Source organism: Rhizobium sp. AN80A (genome assembly GCF_030053015.1).
Taxonomy (GTDB): domain Bacteria; phylum Pseudomonadota; class Alphaproteobacteria; order Rhizobiales; family Rhizobiaceae; genus Rhizobium; species Rhizobium metallidurans.
The window spans coordinates 494,295-520,264 of record NZ_JASJPX010000002.1; the positions used below are offsets into that span (position 1 = coordinate 494,295).

Here is a 25,970-nt window from a genome sequence, read left to right on the forward strand (position 1 = left end):
CATGGGTCAAGCTTACGACCATAAGATTTTGTCACCGGCTCTTTGTCGAGCGGCCCGCGGTCTTCTGGACTGGACACAGCTCGAGCTGTCGGCGCGTGCGGGTGTGTCGCGAAGCACGGTTCGCGATTATGAAGGTGGGCGCCACGATGTCCACCGTGCGACGGCGGCACAATTGAAGTTCGCGCTGGAAAATGGCGGTGTCAATTTCATTGCTCTGGATGACGGCAAGATAGCCGTTTGCGCCAACCAATCGCCGGGGCAGCCTTGACGTATGGTAAAATGTGGATCTTTGCGCATGAGTAAGAAACCCGACCACTCCGCGGACCTTCTTGTGACGGAGAAGGACGGTGTGGTGGCAAGGCTCGTCGTGCGCGGCGCAGCGCGTCGCCCCGATGCCTTGCAAGGCTTTTTGAATGCCTTTGCCTCGGCAATGCTCTCCTCCAACGCCTGTCCAACGGCAAGCTTCATCGCGGGAAAGGTGCTTCAGCGAACGGAACGAACGGGGATTTTCAATCTCGAGGAAACGGCGTCGCGCAAGCAATCCTTCGAAACGGCATTGCGCCACGCTCGCCAATCATCCGGCTTTCCCCACCAAGGCTTGGCCACTGAACTCGCTCAGCTGAGCCCATATATTGCCTGGCGAAGCGGTCGCTCCGGTCCGTTTGCGAGCGTGAACTTCTCGAAAGCGCACGCGCACAGCATTTTGATCGGTCCGTCGGGCATTGAAACTCGACCAGACATCCGGATTTGTTTGATCCTGATGGAGCCGTATACGCGGTTTCCCGATAACGTGCAGGCCCGCTCCAAGGCTTTCCTGCTTCTAAGCCCCTCGGAAATATGCATCGATGGTGAAGCTTGGTTGAGGGCTGACGCAGGATCGGTTTTCGCGGTCGAGGCAGGGCAGACATTCGCGATACGGTGCACCTCTCAACCGCTACTCGCCATCTGGTGCCAACTTGAAGAGGGCTTCAAGTAGCCGCTCGTTTCCAGTCCCTCCCCTCTTTACGCAAACGATTTTGCCGAAGGTTTCGGACCGAGATACGGAAATGCCGCGCGGCTTTCGCGGTCGTCGATTCCGGATCCCCTTCCGCTCATTCCCGAGCATGCTCCTCCAGCGTCTCGCCGCAGGTCTAATATTTGGTCGACTGCTTCGGCGCTGCCGCGAATAGCTTGTGAAAATCGAGCTATCGCGGGCTAGTGGCAAAATAGCCGCGCGCGAAAAATATGAATTCTATAATCAACTTTAATATTGCGCCGCTCCGCTCTTGGATGCTAGCAGCGTCCTATGACCAGCGCTCACCGTCCTGAAATTCTTGATACGTTTCTTCACGTGCGAACGCGTCTTTCGGCTGTCATCTACCGGCGAGTGAAATGCTCGGCAACGACCGCGGACCTGTTGCAGGACACATTCCTTCGATTTTGGGAGCGGCGGTCGTTGTTGCGAGAGGTCGCTGACCTAGCTGGATACTTCATGACGACCGGTCGCAATCTCGCCGTGGACCATGAGCGGCGCAAAAGGATCGCGCCCTTCGTTGATGGCATCGATGGATTGGAGGGAGTATCCGATCCCTCTCCATCCGTGGAGCAGATAGCGATCGGGGTGCAGGAACTGAGACGTATCTCCGCGATCATTGACCACATGCCGCCTCGCGCCAAGCAGGTCTTCCTCATGTCTCGTATCGACGGCCTCACCTATGTGGAGATCGGGAGCCACCTCGGGATTTCCCCGAAGACGGTTTTCAGCCATATGGTGGTTGCGCTTGAACGTCTTGGGAGCGAAATGGCGTCGGGCAAGTAACCACCGGCAACGGGATCAACACACGGGCGGGTGGGACCGTGAGAGATATGCACAAAGACATCGGGAAATCGCAGCAACCATCGGTCGATGCATCGACAGGCGCCGCAGAGTGGTTCGCGCGCTTGCTGGATGACAGTGCGACGCCGAACGACCTGGTGGATTTCAGGACATGGCTAGAAGCCGACCCGTCGAATGCTGCGGCCTATGCTGAAATTGAAAGGCTTTGGCTCGGCGCCGGCATGGTGCCGGACAAATCGGAATCAGATCGCCTGTCGCGACGAAAGCTGCTGAAATCGGGGGGCGCGCTCGTGGTCGTCGCCTCATCCGCCCTGGCAACAGCCGCGTATTTACGCACCTTGCCCTCAGACTTCAGGACAGGAAAAGGCGAGACCAAAATCATTACTCTACCGGATGGATCGATCGCAGAACTCTCTACGGAGTCTGCAATCTCGCTTGACTATACGGCGACACAGCGCGCCGTCTCACTGGTCGAGGGAGAGGCATTTTTCACCGTGACAAAGGACAGTTCCCGTCCCTTTGTCGTCAATGCCGGAATACTGCGGACCGTTGCACTCGGAACGCAGTTCTCGGTTTCCGAAGAAGACGACCGCATCACTATTGCTGTCGCCGAACATTCAGTCCGAGTGTCTTCGCCGTTCGAGGCTTTCGAGGTGCAGGAGGGGCAATCCGTCGTGTATGCCAACGACAGGATCTCAAAGCCGTCCGAAACCGATATTGGATCACGGCTTTCGTGGCGCGAGGGCAAGCTGGTCTTCATTTCCACGCCCCTGGAAGACGTCGTTCGAGCACTGTCGAAATGGCGTCGTGGCAAGATGATCGTCATGGAAAGCGAGCTTGCCAGACGGCCGGTCACGGTAATCGTCGATATCAGGCGAGCCGGCACTATCCTTCAGACGCTTGAAAACGGACTACCTATCCGCGTGGACACCTATTCACCCTGGCTGGCGCTGATCTACCCGAGATAAAATAGTTTCAAAATGTACTCAGGTTTTTTCCAGCCTACGTCGTCCCCTTTTTGAAGCCCCGCATCATTGGGGGTGCAGACTATTTTTCAAGGGGACGTCCGTGTCTGTGTTGAAATATTTCGCAAGAGATCACCGAAGCAAACTGAAGATGGCTCGCGGCGTTCTTCTGGCGACCTGCATCGTCTTCGGCCCGCTTGCCGCGGCGACACTTCATGCCCAAACAGCCGGCAAAGGCTACCAATTCTCGATCCCGGGGCAGTCGCTATCGGCCGCGCTCGTCCGCTACTCGTCAATCACAGGCGTCGATGTTGTGTTCGATGGGGCGATGCCCGGCAATCTGCGTACATCAGGGCTCTCGGGCGACATGCCAGCTGAAGCCGGACTGTCGCGACTCCTGGCGGGGACGGGCCTCTCCTACCGCTTTTCATCAGCGAATACAGTCGTTCTGGTCAATCCAGCCGGAGGAGTAAGCGTCGTCCCCTCCGATGGTTCAACCGTGCTGCAGCCAATCAGCGTGACCGGCGAACAAGCGCTCGGGCCCGTCGACGGCATTGTCGCTAGACAGAGCGCAACCGGAACCAAGACCGACACGTCGCTCAAGGAAACGCCACAGGCCATCAATGTCGTCACCAAGGATCAGATGACGGCACAAGGGTCGGCGACGCTGACGCAGGCACTGCGCTATACGCCGGGCGTGATCAGCCAGTACGGCGACGATTCTCGCTATGACTGGTTCACCATCCGCGGTTTCCGCCCGGGCCGTTATCTCGACGGTCTCCGCTTGCCGTTCGGCTCGCGTGGCTATGCGCAGCCGCGCGTGGAACCCTACAGCCTCGAGCGAGCGGAAGTCCTGAAGGGCCCCTCGTCCGTGCTCTATGGGCAAGGCGAGCCGGGTGGCTTGATCAACATGGTGTCGAAACGGCCGAGCGCGACGGCCAAGAACGAGCTCGAACTGCAGCTAGGGACCGGCAACCGCGTCCAGACGGCTTTTGATCTCGGCGGCCCTGTGAACGGCGACGATGCGTTCCTCTACCGGATCGTGGGCGTTGGCCGCATCACCGATACGCAGTACGATTTCGTCAAGGAACGGAAGGCCTATATCGCGCCGTCGTTCACGTTCCAACCGGACGACGCGACATCGCTGACGATTCACGCCGGCTATCAGAAGATCTATTCGCCCGGTGGCGGCGGCGCGCCGGCGCTGATCGCAAACGGAACGCTCTACACCAACATCTATCCCGAGTTGCCGCGTAGCACATTCCCCGGCGAACCCGGATATGACTACTACAAAAGCGATCAAGCCTCGGTGGGCTACGAATTCGAGCACGAGTTCGACGACACGTGGACGGTTCGCCAAAACCTGCGTTACTCCTACATCGGAACCGACACGCAGCGCGTTCAGCCAGCTTGCGTCTTGGCTTGCAGCCCGGCGGGATTTGATCGCTACGCCTGGGCCTTTCCGGAAAGCGCTCGCGCCGTCACCGTCGACAATCAGGCGATTGCGAAGTTCTCCACCGGCGCGCTTGACCACACCGCTCTCTTTGGTCTCGATTACTCGTATGAGAGCAGCCGCTACGAGGAATCCGCCCTCAGGTTCATTCCTGCGCCACTCAATGGCTACGACCCGGTTTACGGCGCCACTACCATTACACGTCCCGCTATTGCGACGAGAATCGATCAGCATCGTAGCCAGCTCGGCATCTATGCTCAGGACCAGATTGAATGGGACCGTTTCGCGTTTTCCATCGGCGGTCGCTATGATTGGGCCAACACCGACACCCGGACGCGGACAAGTACGTCCAATACGCTTGTCGATCAAAACGACGGACGTTTCACCTGGAAGACCGGCCTCGTCTACAACTTTGACGATGGAATTTCACCATACGCGGGCTACTCGACGTCCTTCAACCCTGCCAGCGGCACCGATCGTCTCGGAAATGTGTTCAATCCGACCACGGGCGAGCAGTTCGAAGTCGGCGTGAAATACCAGCCTAACGGCATGAACAGCTTCGTTACGCTGTCTGCATATCACCTCACCCAGGACAACGTACTGTCTCCGGATCCGCTCAACACCAATTTCCGGGTCCAGACAGGCCAGGTCACCATGAAGGGCGTTGAGGTCGAAGGAAAAGCCGAGCTGAACGATGCCTTCTCGGTGATTGCCTCCTATGCCTATACCGACAGCGAAATCACCAAGGACAATCCGAATGCTGCAGGCGTCAGCAACGAAGGCAACCGCTTCGCCTTCGTTCCACGCCACCAGGCGTCCCTCTGGCTGGACTATGCCTTGCAGAGCTCGACCAACTGGGACGGCCTGAGCGTTGGCGCAGGCGCGCGCTACACCGGCCAGACATTCGGCGACAATGCCAACAAGTTCGACATCCCGAGCTATACCGTCTTCGACGCCGCCGTCCGCTACGATTTCGGCAAAGCGAACCCGAAGCTCGAAGGCCTGAAGGCGGCGCTCAACGTCAGCAACCTGTTCGACCGGGAATACGTCTCGACCTGCATTGCCGCGACGGGATGCTACTGGGGCGAGGGACGCACCGTCTATGCCACCTTGAAGTATAGCTGGTGACGTTGACAAAGCCTCGACACACGCGTCCCGTTCAGCTGACGCGGCGGCAATTCGCCGCCGCGTTCGGTGCGTTTATGATGCCGCGTATCGCTTGGGCTGAACGCCCTTCTTCCAAGATCGCTGTCCTGGACTGGGGCTGGGCGGAAAGCCTGCTTGCGATCGACGTCGCGCCGCAGTCGGTCGCGGAGGCTCCGCTCTATGGCGACCGTGTTGTCGTGCCGGCGCTTCCCAAGGACACGATCGATCTCGGTCTTCGTTCGTGGCCCAACATGGAACTGCTGAGGTCGCTACGGCCCGACCTGATCCTGTCGCAGGCGAATTACGGCGTCTCTCAAGCGCGATTGCAAGACATCGCGCCAACCATGGCGCTGCCACTTTATACGGCCGAGCAACAGCCCCTGCGACGATCGCACGAGGCTTTGGTCGCGATCGGTGAGCGTATCGACCGCTACCCCGCAGCCGAAGCCTTCCTTGATCGCAGCTACGCAAGGCTCGCCGCCATCAAGACGGAGATGACTGCCTATGACGGACGCAAACTCCTGATCGTCAAATTCACCGATGACCGCGTGATCGACATCTATGGCGCCGGAAGCCTGTTCGACGACGTGCTTGCGAAGATCGGAATCGCAAACGCCTGGAACGAACCCACCAACAATTGGGGTTTCGCGACCGCCGGCCTCGACGCCATCGCCCGATACCCTGAGGCGCGGTTGCTGATCATCGAACCCGGTCCGCCCGATGCGTTTCTCAGAAGCGCGCTCTGGCGGTCGCTACCTGCGGTGCAGCGCGGCGATGTCGCCACCATTCCGCCCACCTGGGTGTTCGGGGCATTCCCATCAGCAATGCGATTTGCCGAAGTTCTTCGAAAGGCCCTTGGTCTTGCATAGAAACCAATTCGTGACGCCCGCCCGCGTGTACTGGCTGGCCATGACCCTCACGCTCTCCTTCTGCGCCCTGGGACAACTGAGATACGTTTCGCCGGCGCACATTCTCGACGCGTTGTTTCATCCAGATAGCGCCTCGTTCGGTCAGACCTATGTTCATTTCTCCCTTCTGCCTCGCATTGTCGTTGCTTTGCTTGCCGGGACAGCGCTTGGGTTTGCGGGCACGATCTTTCAGCAAATACTGAAAAATCCACTGGCGGAGCCATCGACGCTCGGCGTGCTCTCCGGCGCTCAACTGGCAATAATAGTGGTATCTCTCTCTCTTGCTGGCGTCTCCGCTGAACAGCGAGAACTCGCCGGCGTCAGCGGCGCGTTGGCTGCCGTCGCGCTCGTCTGCGGACTTTCCTACAGAAGCGGGTTCGCGCCGGTCACCCTACTCCTGTCGGGAATGATCGTGAGCTTTGCAGCCGGCTCCGCGTCCGTGGTGATGGCGTTATTCCACCACGAGTATCTGCGAAGCGTATTCATATGGGGAAGCGGCTCGCTTATCCAGAACGACTTTTCTAATGCCACCGCGCTTTCATGGCGGATGCTAGTGCTGATTCCCGCGCTCCTGCTTTTCGTTCGACCGCTCGCAATCGCTGGGCTTGACGATACCGGCGCTCGAAGCCTCGGTATATCTCCTTCGAAACTACGCCTGGCCGTCCTCTGTCTGGCGACAGTGCTGTCGGCGATGGTTGTTGCCCGGATTGGCGTGATCGCGTTCATTGGCTTGGCCGCCCCTCACATCGCGCGGCTTGCCGGCGCCCGGACACTGCCGCAAAGGCTTCTCTGGGGAGCGTTGATCGGCGGCGCCGTGTTGCTGATGGCGGATGGTATCGTGCTGATCATCACCCCCTTCATCGGAGAGGTGCCGACAGGAACGATAACCGCACTCGCCGGTGCGGTTGCGATGCTTTTTATGCTGCGCGAAGTGCCACCGGCCCCATTCCAGGCAGGCGCCGAGGGTGCCCGCCACGTCGTGGTCCCGATCAGGCGAAGCCTGGCGCTGCCGCTGTCTGTCGTGTTGATGGTCGTTGTCGCTGGCCTGTCGCTGACCGAGCATGTCTTTTCCAATGACATCGACATGTCGGTTCTCGTACAGGGGCGTTGGCCGCGTGTCCTCACATCCGCGTCAGCGGGCGGCATGCTGGCCTTGGCAGGAGCCGTTCTGCAGGCGGTTGCCAGAAACCCGATGGCCAGTCCGGAGGGCCTGGGCGTCAGCGGCGGTGCCGGCTTGGGCATCATCGCAGCCCTGTTCCTCGGCGGCATAAGTTCACCCATCATGCCCTTGGCGGGCGGCATCATCGGCGCGCTCCTTGCACTGGCCATAATCCTCTTTGTCGCCAAGCATCATGATTTCGCGCCCGGCCCAGTGATGCTTGCAGGCGTCGCGGTGGGCGCGTTGGTCACGTCAGTCATTTCCGTCATCGTCGCCAGTGGCGATCCGCGCGCAACATACGTTCTCGCATGGACGATGGGACCGACGTTCCGCGCCACCGGCGTGGTCGCAATCATCGCCGCGATTATTTTACTCGTTGCACTTTTGCTTTCGCCCCTGTTCCGGCGTTGGATCGAGATCCTGCCGATGGGCGACGCATTCGCGCGATCGATCGGCATGCACCCGGTGCGCATTCGCGCAACGCTCTTGTTGTTTTCCGCAACGTTGACTGCGGCCGCTACGCTCATGGTCGGGCCACTTAGCTTTGTCGGCCTCATGGCCCCGCACATGGTACGGATGACGCGCCCACGGGGACCCGGATCGTTCATGCTGATGTCGGGCGTCATCGGAGGGCTGCTGATGATGCTCGCAGACTGGATTGGCCGAAGCGTCGACTTTCCTTATGAAATTCCAGCGGGCGTTCTGGCGGCATTTATTGGATGCCCGTATTTTATCCTCTTGGTTTTCCGACAAGGCGCCAAAAGTAGATAAGGAAACCGGGACTGCCGCAGGCTCGGTTCTCGCACTTTTAAAGAAATCGAACCATCGGTTCCCTTGATTACGGCCGTTGAAGCATATTGCCGGCCGGCATCATCGCAGACTATCTTCAGATTGCTCAGATCAGCTCTCCAAATCTCTGGCATCAACTGTTTAAGCTCTTGCTCCAATTTTCGCGGAGAGCTCAGGCTATACATACCCGCACCGCGATGGGCGCGGGATCGCTGCCGAGCGATATTCCGGTTGAGATCGAGGCAGTGTTCGACGTGTCACGAGACTGATTGTAAACGATCATCCGGCACGCTAGCGATAACACTCCAGCGAACCCATAGTCGACCGGAGAGAACGCGCTCCAGCCATGATGAACGCAGATCCGGTGCGTTGCGGTCACGGATGCCGCATTAGCCTCGAAACATAGGTGAAGCGGTCGCCCGGATGGATGCTGATTGAAGCGAGTACGAGTTCACTGGTTCCCAGGAAATAGCGGCGGGTGATTTCCAGCGCGTGGCCGTCGACTGGCGCCTTCAACGCTTCGGCATATTGGGCCGGAACGCCGACGCCGCGAAGTGCTTGCTCCACCTGCGAGATAGGCCGGCCCGCCGCCTCCTCCACCAGTTCTGAGACCGCTCCCACGTGCAGCGCCATGCGGTCCGACACGAAACTTGCATATCGCCTGTCGACGTACACGTCGGTCCAGCAGATGGGCGGTGCGGTGTTCACAAGCTTGTCGACGCGGCGGTAGGAGATCTTTAGCCACTTCGAACCGGGATTGGTCTGCAGGCGGGTCGCGAGACTATCATCCAGCACAATCTGCTCAAACGTCAGGCCGTCCCGCAGCGTAATGGCAGCATATTGGACGATGGCCTCGATCGAGCTGAATGTCTGCGAAAAGCTTTCACCCGATGTCAACGGCTCAGATGCCTCGATGCGCGTGCCGAGGCTCGGTCGCCGTGACACCATGCCGAGTTTCTGCAATTCGCCAAGCGCGGCGCGGACCGTCGAGCGGCTGACGCCCAATGCTTCGGCCAAGACGGGCTCGCTGGGTAGGGTCGACCCCACCGGATAGACGCCATTTGCGATGTCGAGAGACAGCTGTTGAGCGATCTCCGCATAACGCTTGCTTGCCTTCATTCGCCGAAAATCTCCATCTTTACTGAATGTTATAGGCAGCGCAGGGGGAGCAGACAAGGCGACCTGATTTTGTTCGTACAAAATGTTTTGTTCGGATAATGACGGGGGACTAAATAGGTGCCCAAACCGGCCTGGGCGCGCGCGAGTGCGGCTTCCGCATCAAGACAGCGGCCAACCAGGGCTTCATCGCTGAAGACCGCGCATCGCGGCCGTCCCGAACATATGAACAGCAGAGAGTCGAATACCGTGCTTGACACCATTCCCGCTTCCGCCGGCGAGGCGATAGATGCCGCACGTGACCCGCGATGGTATTGCCGAAGTCGTACTTTCCTCGGTCTCGTCACCAGCTCGCTCGCCGAGACGCCACCGACGTCATGCTGATGATGGCGACCAAACTCGGCGAAGTTTCGGAGCCCTTCGTTCCCGGTCGCGGCGCGTCTTCCACGATGCCGCAGAAGCGCAATCCGATCTCCAGCGAACTCATCCTTGCGGCCGCCAAATCGGTCTTGACCGCTTCCGCATTCGCCAATGCCCGCTACATGCTGGATGGGGCTGGCGGTTCACGAAGAGCGGATGCGCGCCAATCCGGACCTCACCAATGGCCTGATCGTGGGGGAAGTCGTAATGCTGGCGGCCGCCCCCAAGCTCGGCCGCCAGCATGTGCATGACGTGGTCTACGAGGCATGCCGCACTGCAATCGAACACGCCTGAGACCCCGCCGATCGAGAGATGCCGAGGCTGTCGCGGAATGTCGCAGAACGACGCACTAGGTTTCGAACCTAGAAAGATCATAGCCTTAGCCCGGTCCCGGTGCTTCCCTTGAAGGACACCGGTACCGCATTTGCCGCCGCTCCCGCTGCCCAGCGCGCTGCCCGAAGAAAGGAGCATGACCATGTCACGACCTCAAGGACTGACGGAACAACACATCTCCAAATTGCGGCGGGCACGAACCCCAAGCAGGTACGACGTCCCCGTCGGGGAGACGCCGAACCTGTTTGTCCGGGTCGGCGCGCCGCAGACGATGTTCGTGCTGCTCGCCCGGTTCGGTTGCAGGAAAAACTCCAGCCGCCGCGCCATCGGCGTCTTCGGGGTGATGTCGCCGGAGCGGGTCCGGGCGATTGCGACCGAATGGAACGCCCTTGTCAAACGCGGCATCGACTCCTGGGAGGAAGACGAACGGAAGGCGAAGGATGAGGAACTGAAGGACCGGCACACGTTCGCGTCGGTGATGGAGGACTACATCGCCGAGCTGCCGTACCGGGAGAGGAACACAACGTCGACGACTCATCGAACCTAACGCCGAGCTGATTAGAAAGTCGTTGAATATGATCGTATTTCGAAGCATCCTCCGACTCGCAAAGCATATCAGGGGAAACACATGGCATCCGGCATCGTAAAGTTCTTCAACGCCGATAAGGGTTTCGGTTTCATCACGCCGACCGGGGGCGGAGCCGACATCTTCCTTCACGTATCCGCGTTGCAGGCTTCCGGCCTCCAGTCGCTTCAGGATGGCCAGAAGGTCACCTTCGACACAGAGCCGGACAAGCGAGGCAAAGGTCCGAAGGCGATTGCCATCCGGATCGCTTGAGCGGCGGGCGTTAGACGCGGCTTTTCGAGTATATGGCCTGCCACTCGGACAACGCACACGTCGGTTTTTTAAACTGGCCGGAGGCATACCTCGCCAGGGCCCAGCCACCACCACCCTCCCCCGCGCTTCTGTCGCAGCACGGGCGTTTGGGTTCTACCGCACTGGTGAAGTTGGTGGGGACCCCGCGTTCAGCACACAATCATTGCCAGTACGGTAGAGCGACGACCATGCAATTGAATAGCAACCGCCCCAAGGTCTGGCACGTACAGTTTCAACAAGCTGCCTGGAAATTCGCGCGAGCCGTTCTGGCGCTGCTCTTCATCTTTATTGTTGTCCCGGTCGCTTGGGTGAAAATCTTCCCGTATTCGCAAGCATCTGCCGACTTGGGGCAAGGCACGACCGTAACGATCAAGAAATGGTTCGGCGTTCCCGACAACAGTGACTTCGATGCGATTGTGGCCGCAGGTGCAAGGATCAACGCTGGGCCAATCATTGATACCTCGGTCGTAGACCCCCGCTTCAATATTACGTCCTTCCGTCAGATATCATCGGCGTAATCGCCACCACAGGCGCATCCACTTTCGTCGATGTTTGGAAGAGTGCAAAGCCTCGGGTAATCAGCAGCCAGATGATTGATCCCCAGTCGTCTGCTGACTGGCGGTTTGTCGGAGCGATCCTGGAAACAGAGAAAGAGTGGCTGGTGTATTTTCCAGCTGCTGAGGTTGACGAGTGCATCCCGCTTCTATTCGCAGAAAGCAGCCCTTTTCGAACCGAGCATCAGGCGGAAAGTCACTGCCCGAAAACCATCGCAGATTGACGGGCCGCCGATCGACAGGATTAGGTCCAGCGCGTCTCACTGCCACCATGGTCGCCAGGTCCATGCCGCTCAAACCGGCTGGCATGTCGACATCGGTGAAGATCGCATCGACATCCGATCTCATGCCAAGAACACACAGCAAACCCAGCGTCTTCCAACGCGTCCGCCAGAAACAGGCGGATCAGAGGTTCATCTTCAACCACAAGCACAATCCGTGACCGCATCTTCATATTTTTGTCCCCTGTTGTCCGGGATGTAACGCGGCGTCTGAGCGAATGGCCTCAACCCACCCACAGCAAAACTAAAACAGATTTAATAAAATGCGAACAATGCCTTTGAAGTCATGGCTTCATGCAAAGGCACCGCATCTGCTGCTATGCTCTCTTTCAGCACGCGCAGGGCCGCGAAAGGGCTGCGTCTCGCTCTTCAGTGTAGGGTCGAAGTGGGGCGACGGGCTGAAATGACCTTCGGGACGGCACCGACGAGGCGTGCGGTCGACTTCACGATTTCGCTTGCTACATCTGCATCGCCCGCAGCTACATCTGCAGCAAGTTCTTTGATCGACGTGGCGCGGCGCTCACTAATTCTGCTAACCGCTTGCTATCGTCACGTAGTTGCCGGGCGAATCCAGCCAAGACCTCACTGAATTAGAGGAGGACAGTCCTAACCTCCTCGGTCGTCGATATCCCGCGGCGAGAATTACATCCCCTGCCCTCCGTGATTGTATTTCGGATGCAAAAAGGTCGGGTGACTGTTGGCACCCGACTTTCGACTGTCGCGAAAGCACCCTAATTCAATAGAGAGCGAACTGCATTTGATAAGTGGTCGGGAACTCAATTCGAGTTTTGCACGGACGCGGGGGTAGACACTTGTCCGGAGCCCGCCGATCCGCCCGGGGTGGGTGATGTTGGGCTCCGAGGCGTGAACAGAAGAAGAACCGCGATCAGTCCAAGGAAAACGACGGCGGCGGCCAATCCCAACCGCGACCTGTCCCTGAGCCGCCGTGACACAGCTGGCTTGGTCGCCTCATACGTCGTGGCCTGATCAACAGAACCGTCGGGATCACCTCTTTTGATAGCCATAACTGCCTCCGTTACGCTAACGCCATTTTCGGACCGCAGTTCCCTTGGTGCCGCTGATCTTCGAGGTAATCGCTCCGAGGCCGGATGAGCAAAGCAAATGCGGTCGCGCGAACACCCCGAATTGGGGTCCAGTCGAGTGAAGCACCCTGTCGCTCGTGACATCGGTTCATTGAGGCGCTCAGGCTCGTCGAAAGTCCTGCTGTGCACAACTTAACGGCCGTAATTGCAGCTGCCGCGAATTGTAATATTTTTGTGAACTTAGACGGGCCTCGCTCGTTGAGTCGCATTCGATCCACGGGATAGTGCCAGCATGCCGTATGAAGATGGAATGCAGATCGTATTTGACCTGGTCGACAGAACGATCGTCGTTGCGTTCCGTGACGAGGTTAAAATGCTTGGGCCGTTCAGAGATCAGAAGACAGCCGTGCGCGCTGGCGAGCAGTACTGCCGTGATCGCGGCTGGGATGATGCTGAGACATCAAAACGGCGACCTCACTAGGTTGGTACGTCGGCGTCATTCGGAAGAAATGGCCGCAACTGCGCGGGCATGGGTCAACGCTGCTCACCGGTCGTGCCCCTACAAAAATCGACCTATGCCGCGTCCGGTAACGTCCTCAAAAGCGCGCTTTCCTCATAGGGCTTGCTCAGGAAGGTGATGCCTTCACCAATATCCGATGCGCGCAGCGAGACAAGTCCCGAGGTCACTATAACTCGCGTTTCAGGCCAGAGCTGTCGGACTTTCGCAGCGAGACCAAGTCCGTCCATCTCTCCCGGCATATTTATGTCGGTGATAACCGCATCGACCCTGTGCTTTCTGAGCCATAGCAACGCTTCCGATGCGTTCGCGGCCTCCATCGCGACATAGCCCGCATCCTCAAGCGTACTTACGGCTGCGAAACGCAAAATTGGTTCGTCATCGACGATTAGGACCTTGCGATGGAGTTCGAGCGCACCCTGGTTGGGCGCGAGGAGTTCCACTCGTGTGGTGAACCGATCCCTCCTTTCGAGTACTTCACGTCCATCCGGCGAGGCGCGGGTCATTTCCATGTGGTCTCTTTCTGAAGCGGCCTGCAGCCAGTATTCTTGATCGCGGCCCCATTGACGTCCGTTTTCTTCCCACAGCCCGTAAGCGCGTTTGCTGATCCACTCGTGACGTTCGTCAGACATGATGACCTCCGCATGTCGAATAGCGAGCGGTTTGACCTGCTCGAAATGTGAGCCCAATGCCGTGTTTGCCGGAAAGTTTCCGTGCGATGGCGCACAGATGCACGTGACTGCTCATTCGAGCGAGCGCGACCATGAATGGAGAAATGTCCGGCACCGTACTACGAGCGCAACCGGCCAAAAAGAGAGTACACTCATTGCTTAATCCTCGGTAGTCGCGGCTTGGAAAAGCAATATGCTTATCCGACGCTTGAAGGCGGGAGCATCAAGATGTTGCAATCCTTAATTTCTTTGTCCGACGATGAGATCGAGCTGGTCACAGATGCTGTCAATAAGTGGTGCCGAGCGAACCATTGCGCGATCGACAGCAGCGACGGCCGGCGCGCCCTCACCGCTGCAATCGATCTCGTCCAGTTTAGGCAAGATGACTCCCTTCTCCTGGAGGAGCTCACCTCGCGTTTGCACCCCGACCAGGAATTTCTCAAAGAAACTGTCCATGGCGCAAGCCGAGTTTCGCGATAAACTCGAACTTAACACACGAGATCGCGATCTAGATCATCAAGTCTCAGCGCGACGCTGGGAATGCGAAGGCGGCTCGGCTGCGCGAAATGCGTTGCAAAACGATGCCAAGGCGGCCTCTGGCCCACGAACACGGACAACACCAGGTTTAGCTAGCGTTCGTCCGCCCTTGGCGTTCTGAAGATCTAGCCGCGGTAGCTGTAAAGCTTTCGATTACTCGGCCTGTCCCTCAGCTCTCGACGGCGCTTTTGCGACACCCGCCGCAGCCGCAGTGGAGGCAGGCTGGCAGCCAGAAGAGGTCGCCGCTGCAATGATCGAGATTGCCCACGATCACATGCTCCGGTCCTTGCCAACCGCGGCCTCGAGCGCAATCTTGCGATCCTGAAGAAAAGGAGATTGTAAGCGGCATGTGCGGTAGGTTCACGTTCGAGCATGAATGGTCGGCGTTTTTCGATCTCTACAACCTCCCATGGGTTTCCGAACGCGGTCGAAACTTGGCAGCCCGGTTCAATATCGCGCCCACTCAGCATGTTCTGGTGGTTCACAACGACGCGGAAGGCCGCCGACGCCGTTTGTTCCACGATGGCCCCCCGCCGCGCCGATACCGCACCCTTAATTAGCCTCTCCTCAAAATTCTTCCCATTGCTCTGCCCGAGTTTGCTTGGACAGCGGACGATTGGCGTCCGCCAGAAAAGGCACGCGTGAGCTCGCTGGCCAGTGCCCTGGCTGGCGACGGGACCGAGGTTTCGTTGCGGATCACTACCCTTGCTCCGGGAACTGCGCTCACGTTGACCAATCGAAACTGCTCCACCAACTCCTTGAGCTTCGCGGATTCGGAGGCTAGCGTCGCGCCAGCCGCATTGGCTTCCTCGACCATAGCGGCGTTCTGCTGGGTCACTTGATCCATCTGATTAACGGCCGTGTTCACTTCGGCCAGTCCTATAGACTGCTCACGAGCAGACGTGGCAATCGAATCCATATGGTGGTTCATCGTGACGATGTGGGCTTCGATCGTCCGCAGTGATTCACCAGTCTGGCTGACAAGCCGAACCCCGTTTTGAACTTCGTCGTTCGAGTTCCGGATCAGGTCTTTGATCTCTTTGGCAGCTTTAGCCGACCGCTGAGCAAGTTCACGGACCTCCTGGGCAACGACAGCGAAACCCTTTCCAGCATCCCCTGCCCGTGCAGCCTCGACACCCGCATTAAGGGCCAGAAGGTTTGTCTGGAAAGCGATTTCGTCGATTACGCCGATGATGTTCGATATCTCGTTGGAAGAACGTTCAATCTTGCTCATTGCGTCGACGGCATTCTGCACGACCTCCCCGGACTGGCGTGCACTCTGGTTGGCCTCCATCGCGACAGTGCGGGCTTCCTCAGCCCGTTTTGACGAATTCGAAACGTTCGCTGTAATCTCGTCAAGGGCGGCGGCAGTCTCCTCCAACGCAGCGGCCTGCTGCTCGGTGCGCTTCGAGAGATCATCGGCGCTTTGGCTAATCTCACGCGAGCCGCTCTCGATAGAACTTGTTGCTCCCGCGACTGATGTCAGCGTCGACCGCAACTGCTCAACAGCACGGTTGAAATCAGCCCTGAGTGTTTCAAAATCGTCCGCGAAACGCGCGGTGAGTTGGAAGCTGAGATCACCCGACGCGAGGTGCTTGAGACCGTCCGCAAGGCCGTTCGTTGCTTGCGCCATTTCCTCAGCACGAGTCCGATCTCGCTCGCTAGTGGCTCGCCGCTCGTCTTCCGACATTGCTCTTTGATGTGCGGCGTCTTCCTCGAGTTGGCCGGTGCGCACGGCGTTGTCTTTGAAAACCTGCACGGCGCGGGCCATCGCCCCGATCTCGTCCGAGCGGGTGCTACCTTCGACCGTCGGGCTGAGGTCGCCCGATGCAAGCTTCGCCATCGTCATCGTGATCCGGGAGATCACTCCGCCGAGAGCTCTGGCAAAGAAGAAAAAGCCCAACAGCGAAAGCAGGGACACGACGATGATACCGATAACGGTCATCCTGATCGATGCCGACGCTTCCTGGGCGACCTCACTGACATTGGAGGCAACCTCAAGGACGCCGATCGTCTTTCCGGAGAAATTCTTGAATGGCACGGCGTTGACTAGAAGAGTCTTGCCACCGTTTTCGATCTCAAGCTCCACTGCCTCTCCGTTGAAAGCTGACGTCAACTGCTCCTCAGACGTAAACGGCTTGGCAGCGGTGGATGCCTGGACTGAGAACTTCCCGTCAGCCGCGATATAAACAGTAATGTCTCCATCCAGCTTGGCGGCAATAGGTTCGAAATAAGCGTTCGTCAGCCCGGTTCCGATATCGACAACGCCGACCGCTTTACCGTCGGCGATAATTGGAGCCGACGCAAACATCGAGACGGCAGACTTACCGGGCTCGATCCCAGCAACAAGTTTTCCAGAGGCCAGCGCTTCAACGACGGTCTTGCGGCGACCAGTCATATCGTCTCCGAATTTCTCCGGTGTGTGGATACGAGCGAGAGCAACCCCCTTGGCATCGGTGAACGTAATGTTCTGAAGACCGCCGCTTTCCTTGATCGCCGGCATGGCGCTCACATAGCGAGCGATGAGTTCATCCCGAGAGTTCGAAGCGACCAATCGAGCGACATCGGGTTCACCTGCAAGTGCGAGCGCGAGTGATGAGGCCGCCTTCTGTTGTGCATCCATGTCGGTCCGAATAAGGGCAAGATCGCCGGCGGCTTCGCGTGTCATAGATTCATGCTCGGCTAGGGTCTGCCTGTAAAGGACGCTCGCGCCTATAGCGACGCTCGAGAACAGGACAGCGGCAAAGCCGCAAGCTGTTATTGTGATCCAAAGAGGTCTTTTGACTACGACGTCTTGCATTCGACTCCACCCCACCAAAATTGTGGCTACCAAGTACCGGCAGAACTTCAAATATTTTGTTAAACGTTTAAGCAATTTCCGCTAGGTGACGGCTCGTTGGTCTGTTGGTGATCACCTTTCTCTGTGAAGAATTTTGTGATCGGCCATCTGCGGATTACATGAGTAAGTTCTAAATAATGGGTTGCCGTAAGCGACGAGGATGATACCGTCGAATTGCTTGAGATGACCTCCTTCGACCCCACTGCGGCCTGCGGCGGGGTTTCTTTTGTCAGCTCGCTTTCCTGAGCTCATCCATGTCGTCCGGAAGCACATGCATGCCAGCCGCGTGAGCTGCCGTCACGAAGGCGGCACGGGCCGCTTCCGGCTCTGCCGCAAAGACCATGGCGTCAATTGATCGCGCAAGCGCACTATGGAAAGCGGGCTTCGATTTGTCCGGCCATCGATCTGTGAGGTACATGATTATCTCCTCGACGGTCTCGGCGGGAGCATATTGGCCAATACCGTTGATTTCGACTTCGAGCGGCTCGATCGGTGTGAGGCATACCGGGTCATGACGCGCAACCTTCCTTGACGGCAGATGCGAGTCAACTGGTGACGAAGTGATTCGTTCCGAATCAAATCAGACAGTTATGGGACTGTGAGGTCTCGACCTCGCCGAAGATTTCCAGCCAGGCTTTCACCCTAATTCGTTCGTCAATGATGTCCATCGTGCTAGACCACAAGGGCGGCAGATCAATCGCCACCTTAGTGACCCATCGCCGGAGGTACTATAGTCCCTCAGCGTCAAATCCTCGAAACATCAGCCTTACGAGCGGCATGCCACGCATCATGTGCGGCCTGCATTCCAGCGGTTCGTTGCCAAACATCCTCCCGAACCGACCCGCTACGCCAGCGCTGACAGGGCGATCCTCGCAGAGAATTTGATAGAGGTGCTGTTGCGACATGCCCAGCGATTTGGCGATCTCGGCCTTAGGCTTTCCGCGCGCTGGAAGAAATCTCATCGCGAAGGAGCGAGCCTGGATGAGTTGGGCATCTCACAAGATCGCGTTTCCCAGTGAACGAGGCCATCTTCAGCTCCAATGCAAGACGCCCATCGCGACGTCGGGATTTCGGTTCGAGAGCCCCGCAAGCCTCTGGATGAGATTTTCTCGAGTCCCGCTTAGGCTGCCTGGATCGTATTATGCCAACAAATCACCTGACAGGTGAACCAAAGAGGTCCCGATACTGTCTTGGTTGGCTCCTGAGATATTGATCGGGAGCTCGCACGGTCTCCCCCGAAATGGGCCGCGGCATGCCATGGCCAACGTGGATCATAAAGAATTGCCCTCGCGAGAGCGACAAGGTCAGCGTCACCGGTCGTCAGAATTCCCTCCGCTTGCTCGAACTCCGTGATCAAACCGACGGCGATGACGGGAATGTCGATGGCCTGCTTGACCGCGCGGGCGAACGGCACCTGATAGTTGGGGCCGAGAGCGATCTGCTGATGTGATGCCAACCCGCCTGTAGAAACGTGGATCGCCGAACAACCTCTCGCCTCGAGGGCCTTTGCAAACACGATCGTCTGATCGGTGTCCCAGCCACCTTCGGCCCAGTCGGTCGCCGACACTCGCATAGTCACAGGCTTGTCGGATGGGAACGCCTCCCTGACCGCATCAAATACTTCGAGCGGGAACCGCATGCGATTTTCGAGAGAACCGCCATACTCATCGCTACGCCTATTGGACAAAGGCGACAGGAATTGATGGAGAAGGTAGCCGTGCGCACCATGTAGCTGTACGGCGTCGATACCCAAAGCAGCAGCTCTTAGCGTGGCGTCGACGAACGCGTTTCTGACACGCGAGAGCCCTTCTTTGTCGAGGCTTTTCGGGTGATCGTACTCGTCCTTGAACGGGATAGCGCTCGGCGCGACGGTCTTCCAGCCGTTATCGCTGCCCGGGCTGATCTGATGGCCTCCTAGCCAGGGCTTTTCAGTCGAAGCCTTGCGCCCGGCATGACCAAGCTGGATGGCGATCGGGATGTCGGACCACCTGCGCACGCTGGTTAGCACGCGGGCCATAGCTGCCTTGCATGCGTCCGAGTAGAGGCCGACGTCACCGTATGAAATCCTTCCCTCCGGCGAGACCGCTGTCGCCTCGATAGTCAGAATGCCCGCCCCCGAGAGTGCGAGGTTGCCCAAATGGATTTGATGCCAGTCAGTCATCTCGCCCTCGACTGCGGAGTACTGGCACATCGGTGCAATCACGATGCGATTGCGAAGCTCGAGAGAACCGACACTGACGGGTGAGAATAGTCTGGTCTTCGACATTGCAGCTCCTTCAGGGTCGGTCCACGCATTGGTAATGCTTCTCGACAATATAGCAACGTGGTTCTCAAAGGCATGGCACTTGAGCAGCGTTCTCCTTGGCAGGGGTATTGAGCCCCTGCCAAACTTTACCCGCCGCAGTGGGCCGTGTTCAAGGAACCGTTACCGCGCGTGCTTGTTAAGGTCATGACCAATCCAGGAGGCTTCCATGACCTATGACAGATATCCAATCCCGCCCTACCCCGAGCAGCAGCAAGAGCCGCCCGGCTATACGGGTCAAATGCAACCCACTCCCGATCACGGCGAGCAGTCCTACCGCGGCAACGGCCTGCTCGAAGGAAAGGTTGCCTTGGTGACAGGTGGCGACTCCGGTATTGGCAAAGCTGTTGCGATCGCATTCGCTCGCGAAGGCGCGAATGTGGCGATTGCTTATCTTAACGAAGATGGCGATGCCGAGGACACAGCAAAGTGGGTACGAGAAGCCGGCCGTAAGGCCGTTTTCATTCCGGGAGACCTGACAACGGAGACCCACTGCAACGAGGTGATCCAGCGAACGGTGCGCGAGCTCGGCGGCATCGATATCCTCGTTAACAATGCAGCGTTTCAGCGAACATACGCCGACATCGGTGACATTTCTGTCGAAGAGTGGGATCGGACGTTCCGCACGAACATCTACGCGCCTTTCTTCCTCTCAAAAGCTGCCATTCCATATATGCGATCGGGCAGCGCGATCATCAATACGACGTCTATCCAATCGCGCCAACCCTCGCCTCAACTGCTGGCCTATGCGTCGACGAAGGGCGCGATCTCGAATTTCACCGCCGGGCTTGCGGGAATGGTGGCCGAAAAAGGCATCCGGGTAAACGCTGTCGCGCCCGGCCCGATCTGGACACCGTTGATCCCTTCGACAATGCCGTCGGAAAAAGCGGCAAGGTTCGGTCAAAACACGTTGATTGGTCGGGCCGGGCAGCCGGCGGAGTTGGCGGGGGCTTACGTGCTGCTCGCCTCCGACCTTGGCAGCTACATGACGGGTGCCGTCGTTCCCGTCACAGGCGGCGAGATCATGATTTAGCGATCAGTCTGCGGCTCGATAGAGCGGAATGTCGAGATGTTAGCTTCACTCGTGCGGCGGGTTGACCGCAGGCTCACGCCCTCACCAGTACAGAGCCGCGACTAACGCCCTGACAATCCCGATTTCCCGCTCGCAACCGTTCGACGCTCACGTAAATGGACTGCGGCAGGAGGTAGCGTTTCGCCGGGGAAGCGTAAGGTAGAGACAGTTGAGCTCGCTGACTGATAGTGAATGAAGCGCCCCGGTTTCGACGACCAGAGCGGCGCGACAATTCAGACTCTATGCCAAGCTGCTGGGAGCCCGAACGACAAAAAGGCCCCGGCCGGAGCCGAGGCAGTTTCCCCTAATCACGTTGTTGCGCGAATGAAACCAACGTTGAAATACTCGCGGTGCTCCGAGCCGGGCATCAGTTGATAAAGCGCACTGCCAACATCAGGCGGTCACCTCGGGTCGGGGGTGAGGCGCGATGATAGCAGGAAGTGTCCTGAACGAACCCTGTTCCCGCCGGGCCTTCGATCGTTATTTCGTTGTCCCTTCCGAACTGCCTATACACGGCCTCTGGCGAGGCTCTCGCCGACCCGAAAAGCATTCTTAAAGGCTTAGACTTGTGCGACCGCTTCATCATGACATGAGCCCCGGAGAAGCGATCGGTATCAGTGATGTAGAAGCTCGCGTACACGAAGCTGTAGCCACCTACATCGTAGTGATAATCGATGACGCCATGTTTCAGCCGCCGGCGCTCCTCGTCGTTCATGGCCGATGCAAAACTCCAGTCCAGTATGGTCACTATCTTCCGGGGCTCGTGCCCGAGATATTTCCGCACGATGGACCGAAGAATTGGGTCATCAATCACCTTCTGCACCGCCGAGCATCGCTCTGGCTTGGTGATGCCACCAATCGGCATGAGCCTCCCGTCAGCTGCGACGCCATCCTTGACGTCAGAGTATTGGAACGTCGGCCCGGTTGGATCGTAAATGGCGTGTAATGGCTCCGACAGGGCGAATTCCCTGATTTGATCAACCACGTATCCCGGCAAGTTCAGGCCGATAAAAACGGCTTCATCATGAATTGATTGCACAATGTCAGGCACATTTGCCTGAGGAAACAAGGTCGGCATGCTCCATCGGCCTAGCGGTTTCCGTTTGAATAGCTCTGCCGCTCCTCTTGCGGAGCTGTATCCAATTCTGACTAATCTGAACCGTCCAAGCATGTAGGCTAAATCCTTGGACTTAATGCGATTAATTATGCCTCCCCCACGCATCCGCTCTCTCCGGTTGTTGACCCCGCATTAGCTGCCGCGCATATAGAATACCGACTTGGCGGCTCACGTACACGGGCCGAGGATCGGCATAAAGTGGTAAATCCATTTCGACATATAGCTGAGCTGTTAAAGCCCTGGTGCCAACAACGAGAGCCGCGGCTCAATCAATCACCCGCTCTGCGGCATGTCTATTTAGCGGATGGCTATCCGCGCCAGCGTTCTCAACTGCTCCGGAATTTCTTGACCCGGCTATGGACACCACAACTCTCTTCAGAGCACCAAATCCGCCGTCCTCCCTTCGATTTATCAAGGAACAGCCAGCCGCAGTTGTCGCCCTTGCATTCCTTCACTTGCCGACGCTCGGATCGTGTTGCCAATAGCTCGGCGGCGGATGAGGAAAGAACGTGCACAAGGTCGGCCGGTGTCTCGATTTTATGCGCCCAAGTCCATGCCGCGGATCGTTGCGCGAAAACCTGACGGCCACGAGCCGCCGTTGCCACTGCGCCGATATAAGCGACGTCATCCATCTTGGGTTTTCCGCGCGCGTCCTCATTCAGAAAGACACGGTACACGCATTCGCGGAGTTCCACCGAAGCTTCCAGAGCCGTTGCTGCCGCAGCAGGATTCTCTTTTGCCATCTGCTTCAAACCAGCCGCTTGCGCGTCCGAAACGAGATCGACCCGTCTACTGAAAGTAATCAAGTCACCGTAATCGCTGAGGAAATCAGGACCCCATCGATTTCGTCGGCTGTCGACGGTGTTCACAAAGTCGAGCGCGGGATGGCCGCCGCTCAGTCGCATATCTTTTACTGATTTTGCCATATGGAACAGGATGCAGTTGCGTTAGTTGTAACGGTATAAACGAATTATACTCGTTACATAGATCGGGTCCATACCATGTCAGCTTCAAACTATGGAAAATTCGCGATCCTCTGCGCTGTTTGGGGTTTGACCTGGATCGCTGTGAAATTCGGGGTGACGACCTTGCCACCCATGCTGTTCGCGGCCCTGCGCTTTGTTACGGCAGGGGTTGTCTTTCTGTCGATAGCAATCTGGCACCGTTGCTCGATGCGAGCATTGGCTGCCGACTGGTTCCCAATCTTCATTGCCAGCTTGCTGATGATAACCCTCTGCTACGGACCGTTGTTCTGGGGAATGACAAAGGTTCCGTCCGGCACTTCTGCCGTCTTGGAGATGTCTCTGACGCCAGTTTGCCTCTTCGTGTTTGGTATGCTTTTACGACAGGAATCATGGAGTTGGGCAGCGGCCGCCGGCCTGGCCGTCGGTTCCATTGGGCTATATCTTCTATTCGTAGGGGGAGATCGCGCGAGCTACGACGACGGGGCGTGGATAGGCATTATTGCCGTCTGCTGGGCTGCCGCATCGTCGGCACTCGGCTCGGTGTTGGCAAAACCAATTATCGCGAAGCACGGCAGCACGGCAATCGCGGGGGCAACGACCCTCTTGGGCGGATTGCTGCTTGCCGCTGCGGCCTCAATCTGCGGCGAAGATGTCACCGACCTGGCGGTCTCCAACTGGACCATGAAGGCGTTCGGTGGTTGGCTGTTTCTGGTGATCTTCGGTTCGCTGATTGGATACCGACTTTACATGCAGCTCCTGAGGGATGCGGGGCCGACACGCGCAGGCATGTTTGCCTTCGTATCGCCAGCTATTGCTGTCGCAGTCGGCACCTTCTTGGCAAGGGAGCCGCTCACCGCCACGAACCTCGTCGGGATGGCTTTCATGCTCTTGTCGGCGGGAGTCTGCCTGTACGGTACAAAAGTGCCATCTAACAAGATGTCCAGATAATGCCGCCCCGTGCTGTATGACGGGCCGGCCGCAAATTTATCCCGACGCTTACCGTTGTGCCCCTAAACTAGGTTGTGCTCCGCCTCCCTCTCTAAGTCTCTGATCAAAGCTTCATATTCAGCAACGCGGTCTTTTGGTGAGCCGGTGGCGATCAGTTTCCGCGTGTAGAGGACCGCGAGGCTATAGTGTTCGAAGATTTCAACGGCCCAATGAGACTGAGCGTCAAGTGGCGGATGGCAGGCACTCGCATAGCCGGTAGCGCCCGCTTGGGTGGTGGCGTCGAGCGCCAGCCTAGGACAGCCTTTATGTTCGTCCGGCTTTGAGCGCGCGGACGATGCCGTGTGCGTTCCTCGAGGCGTCTCCCTCGCCACGTCACGAGATTTCATTTCACCGCTGTGGTATCGGGACAGAATTCGTATGGTGCAGACAGAGCAAGAAGCCTCGGACCGGGTTGTCCGTGACGCCTGAGATGCGCGAAGTTCACGATCACTTGGACGAACGTTCGTCGTCCAAAAGCTGCCTGATTGCCGCCACGCCCTTTGCGGTGTCAGACCATGACTGTCGCCAAATCAGCAGTGAAACACACGCCATCGTCGCAGCCACGAATGGTAATGGGCCAAGAAACCAGAACGCGGCAGCTACCGTAAAGTAATACGATCGGACCCCGACACTGAACGATCTAAGTGCTGGATTGAGGACGAGCGTCAACGCGTGGGTCCAGGCTACAAGGTCGCGCTCCTCTTGGCGAGACGGGCTCGCGCCTATCGCTGCGAGGCAGTAGTTGATCTGACGAACTGCCCAGATGAAGTCCGAGAGCCCTCTCAAAAGCGTCGCAACAACGAGCAATACTTTGCATTGGAAGAACCAAGCGGGGTCCTGAACGGCAAACATTGCTATCAGACCGTGTCCCGATCCGTAGTTCGGCTCAACGAACAACGCGCCGCTCAAACCCACGATGACAATAAGGTTAGCCGAGCCGAAGAACGACGCCGAGTTGATCGTATGTCAAAGAATGGCGGCGTCGCCGATAAAGTTGTTATCCCTCGTCAGCACCTCTCTCATCCAGGAAGAGCGAATGCGGACCATGTCGATCGAGAGGCTGTCGTTTCTCCTTGGCCAACCGATCGCGATAAGGGGCTCAAAAGTGATCCACACAATCAGGAAGAAAAGAAACGCGAGGGCATTCAGAAAATCCATCGGCGACCTCGAACTATTTATCGTGCCAACTGTAATCGGGGTGGCCGCTACTGCAAGGGGAGCGCGCTCCTGATTTTCAGTCCGCTGAAAAGCGCCTCGATAGCTTCGCAAACAACTTTTTCAAGCCAGGCTCGCCCACGCGATGAGCTGCTTCCGACGCCGAGACCCAAGCCAACTCCCTTTGGCCGCGCTCCGGAAAAATCGATCGGGTCTCCCTCACCTTGATAAGGTGAACCGGCGCCCCTCCCTGCCAGACTGAGTGAATGCCCTACCAACCCCTCTACCACTGGCGCCGCACAAAGCTCACGGTCTTGCCAACTGGACAGCCTGAAGCAGATATCATTGATGACCGACATCGACGCAAGATCCGCGCTCCTGACGCTGCTGAAAGAGATGAAGCTCGAACCTGGGTTTCGCTCAGCCTCTATGAGATCGGCCCGCCCCTCGGCGGCCAAGGCATCAGCCAGGACGCTATCGTCAAAGCGCTGTACGCCATCAAGGATGAAGGCGTGATTGATCTGCCGAGCGGTAATCGGCTCGTCCTGCTGAAGCCACTTACATGAGCAGAACGAGCCCCGTAACTAACTTCGCATCTTGATGTTGCGTAAAAAAGCCGAAGCACAACGCCCCGGCCCTTTGTTGGTGCAGTCAAAGCGTTGCAAAGAACGCCTCACCGGCAGCTTACTTGCGTGCGCCGCCCGGACGGCCCCTGTTCTGGCCGGCGCCACCGGAGGTCTTCGCATCGTTGGACTGGCCAAATTGGGTGCCGCCGAGGTGTCCACCGCCGCTGCTATTGGCAACGTATCGTTCCGTCCGACGCTGAAGCTCGGCTGCATTGGTCTTGCTCATAGGATCTTCCCTTTGTTGAACAGAAATCGCCTCCGGCCGGGCGGCCGGGGTGCGTCGAATCGATTTTGAGAGAAGAAGTCAGCTTGAACGCCTGAG

The 25,970-nt window shown here is 58.0% G+C and carries 22 protein-coding genes and 3 pseudogenes; 16 read left to right on the forward strand and 9 right to left on the reverse strand.

Translation table 11 applies throughout. The features are described from left to right. Position 1 precedes the first annotated feature (1 nt). The 7 genes from P3R82_RS08775 to fhuB all read left to right on the forward strand — a co-directional run bounded on the left by P3R82_RS08775 (position 2) and on the right by fhuB (position 8,218). The gene (locus tag P3R82_RS08775; RefSeq protein ID WP_111564512.1) at positions 2-268 is read left to right on the forward strand and encodes a helix-turn-helix transcriptional regulator; all 267 of its coding nucleotides are present in this window, start codon (positions 2-4) and stop codon (positions 266-268) included. Between the two features lie 27 nt (positions 269-295). Next, positions 296-976 carry a dimethylsulfonioproprionate lyase family protein gene (locus P3R82_RS08780; RefSeq protein ID WP_111564511.1) on the forward strand — a complete coding sequence of 227 codons (681 nt, stop codon included), beginning with the start codon at positions 296-298 and terminating at the stop codon, positions 974-976. 309 nt (positions 977-1,285) lie between these two features. Then, a complete protein-coding gene (locus P3R82_RS08785; protein WP_111564510.1) occupies positions 1,286-1,798 on the forward strand; it encodes an RNA polymerase sigma factor in 513 nt (170 codons plus the stop codon). 47 nt (positions 1,799-1,845) lie between these two features. Continuing rightward, positions 1,846-2,784 (forward strand): FecR family protein, encoded by a 939-nt coding sequence (locus tag P3R82_RS08790; protein ID WP_111564509.1) that lies wholly within the window; start codon positions 1,846-1,848, stop codon positions 2,782-2,784. A 148-nt stretch (positions 2,785-2,932) separates the two neighbouring features. Next, positions 2,933-5,362, forward strand: coding sequence for a TonB-dependent siderophore receptor (locus P3R82_RS08795; RefSeq protein WP_111564508.1), 2,430 nt, complete (start codon positions 2,933-2,935; stop codon positions 5,360-5,362). A gap of 77 nt (positions 5,363-5,439) precedes the next feature. Beyond that, entirely contained in the window at positions 5,440-6,249 is an 810-nt protein-coding gene (locus P3R82_RS08800; protein ID WP_283193687.1) for an ABC transporter substrate-binding protein, read from the forward strand. Between the two features lie 10 nt (positions 6,250-6,259). Continuing rightward, positions 6,260-8,218: a Fe(3+)-hydroxamate ABC transporter permease FhuB gene (fhuB, locus tag P3R82_RS08805; protein WP_111564589.1), complete on the forward strand. Its 1,959-nt coding sequence runs from the start codon at positions 6,260-6,262 to the stop codon at positions 8,216-8,218. Between the two features lie 393 nt (positions 8,219-8,611). Here fhuB and P3R82_RS08810 read toward each other — a convergent pair whose 3' ends face one another. Then, the gene (locus tag P3R82_RS08810; protein ID WP_162718023.1) at positions 8,612-9,436 is read right to left on the reverse strand and encodes a GntR family transcriptional regulator; all 825 of its coding nucleotides are present in this window, start codon (positions 9,434-9,436) and stop codon (positions 8,612-8,614) included. 211 nt (positions 9,437-9,647) lie between these two features. Between P3R82_RS08810 and P3R82_RS08815 the strand changes: the two are divergent. The 5 genes and pseudogenes from P3R82_RS08815 to P3R82_RS08835 form a co-directional block, all read left to right on the forward strand. Beyond that, a pseudogene (locus P3R82_RS08815) lies at positions 9,648-10,057 on the forward strand (lyase family protein); the annotation flags it as partial. A gap of 184 nt (positions 10,058-10,241) precedes the next feature. Next, complete coding sequence (locus P3R82_RS08820; protein ID WP_112989028.1) at positions 10,242-10,652, forward strand: Arm DNA-binding domain-containing protein; 411 nt, start codon at positions 10,242-10,244, stop codon at positions 10,650-10,652. An 81-nt stretch (positions 10,653-10,733) separates the two neighbouring features. Further along, entirely contained in the window at positions 10,734-10,943 is a 210-nt protein-coding gene (locus P3R82_RS08825) for a cold-shock protein (protein ID WP_111564504.1), read from the forward strand. Between the two features lie 227 nt (positions 10,944-11,170). After that, positions 11,171-11,500 carry a hypothetical protein gene (locus tag P3R82_RS08830; RefSeq protein ID WP_111564503.1) on the forward strand — a complete coding sequence of 110 codons (330 nt, stop codon included), beginning with the start codon at positions 11,171-11,173 and terminating at the stop codon, positions 11,498-11,500. A 1,652-nt stretch (positions 11,501-13,152) separates the two neighbouring features. Further along, positions 13,153-13,341: a hypothetical protein gene (locus P3R82_RS08835; protein WP_111564502.1), complete on the forward strand. Its 189-nt coding sequence runs from the start codon at positions 13,153-13,155 to the stop codon at positions 13,339-13,341. Between the two features lie 92 nt (positions 13,342-13,433). On the opposite strand, the gene P3R82_RS08840 is transcribed toward P3R82_RS08835, so the two are convergent. Next, positions 13,434-14,009 (reverse strand): response regulator, encoded by a 576-nt coding sequence (locus tag P3R82_RS08840; protein WP_111564501.1) that lies wholly within the window; start codon positions 14,007-14,009, stop codon positions 13,434-13,436. Positions 14,010-14,276: 267 nt separating this feature from the next. Between P3R82_RS08840 and P3R82_RS08845 the strand changes: the two genes are divergently transcribed. After that, positions 14,277-14,528 (forward strand): hypothetical protein, encoded by a 252-nt coding sequence (locus P3R82_RS08845; protein ID WP_111564500.1) that lies wholly within the window; start codon positions 14,277-14,279, stop codon positions 14,526-14,528. 613 nt (positions 14,529-15,141) lie between these two features. Here P3R82_RS08845 and P3R82_RS08850 read toward each other — a convergent pair. From P3R82_RS08850 to P3R82_RS08865, 3 genes and pseudogenes are all read right to left on the reverse strand, one after another. After that, a complete protein-coding gene (locus tag P3R82_RS08850; protein ID WP_111564499.1) occupies positions 15,142-17,385 on the reverse strand; it encodes a methyl-accepting chemotaxis protein in 2,244 nt (747 codons plus the stop codon). Between the two features lie 268 nt (positions 17,386-17,653). Continuing rightward, a complete protein-coding gene (locus tag P3R82_RS08855) occupies positions 17,654-17,989 on the reverse strand; it encodes a DUF982 domain-containing protein (RefSeq protein ID WP_349294065.1) in 336 nt (111 codons plus the stop codon). A gap of 587 nt (positions 17,990-18,576) precedes the next feature. After that, a pseudogene (locus tag P3R82_RS08865) lies at positions 18,577-19,690 on the reverse strand (NADH:flavin oxidoreductase/NADH oxidase). A gap of 205 nt (positions 19,691-19,895) precedes the next feature. Between P3R82_RS08865 and P3R82_RS08870 the strand changes: the two are divergent. Then, entirely contained in the window at positions 19,896-20,759 is an 864-nt protein-coding gene (locus P3R82_RS08870; protein ID WP_283193688.1) for an SDR family oxidoreductase, read from the forward strand. Positions 20,760-21,165: 406 nt separating this feature from the next. Here the strand turns inward: P3R82_RS08870 and P3R82_RS08875 are convergent, their stop codons facing one another. Beyond that, positions 21,166-21,876 carry a hypothetical protein gene (locus P3R82_RS08875; protein WP_283193689.1) on the reverse strand — a complete coding sequence of 237 codons (711 nt, stop codon included), beginning with the start codon at positions 21,874-21,876 and terminating at the stop codon, positions 21,166-21,168. 365 nt (positions 21,877-22,241) lie between these two features. Then, on the reverse strand, positions 22,242-22,841 hold the full coding sequence (locus tag P3R82_RS08880; protein WP_111564495.1) for an ABATE domain-containing protein: 600 nt from the start codon (positions 22,839-22,841) through the stop codon (positions 22,242-22,244). A gap of 75 nt (positions 22,842-22,916) precedes the next feature. Between P3R82_RS08880 and P3R82_RS08885 the strand changes: the two genes are divergently transcribed. Then, a complete protein-coding gene (locus P3R82_RS08885; protein ID WP_111564494.1) occupies positions 22,917-23,828 on the forward strand; it encodes an EamA family transporter in 912 nt (303 codons plus the stop codon). Between the two features lie 486 nt (positions 23,829-24,314). On the opposite strand, the pseudogene P3R82_RS08890 reads toward P3R82_RS08885, so the two are convergent. Next, a pseudogene (locus P3R82_RS08890) lies at positions 24,315-25,025 on the reverse strand (DUF599 family protein). Between the two features lie 263 nt (positions 25,026-25,288). Here P3R82_RS08890 and P3R82_RS08895 point away from each other — a divergent pair. Then, positions 25,289-25,588 (forward strand): hypothetical protein, encoded by a 300-nt coding sequence (locus P3R82_RS08895; protein WP_111564493.1) that lies wholly within the window; start codon positions 25,289-25,291, stop codon positions 25,586-25,588. Positions 25,589-25,706: 118 nt separating this feature from the next. Here the strand turns inward: P3R82_RS08895 and P3R82_RS08900 are convergent, their stop codons facing one another. After that, on the reverse strand, positions 25,707-25,874 hold the full coding sequence (locus tag P3R82_RS08900; protein ID WP_181459322.1) for a hypothetical protein: 168 nt from the start codon (positions 25,872-25,874) through the stop codon (positions 25,707-25,709). Between the last annotated feature and the right edge of the window lie 96 nt (positions 25,875-25,970).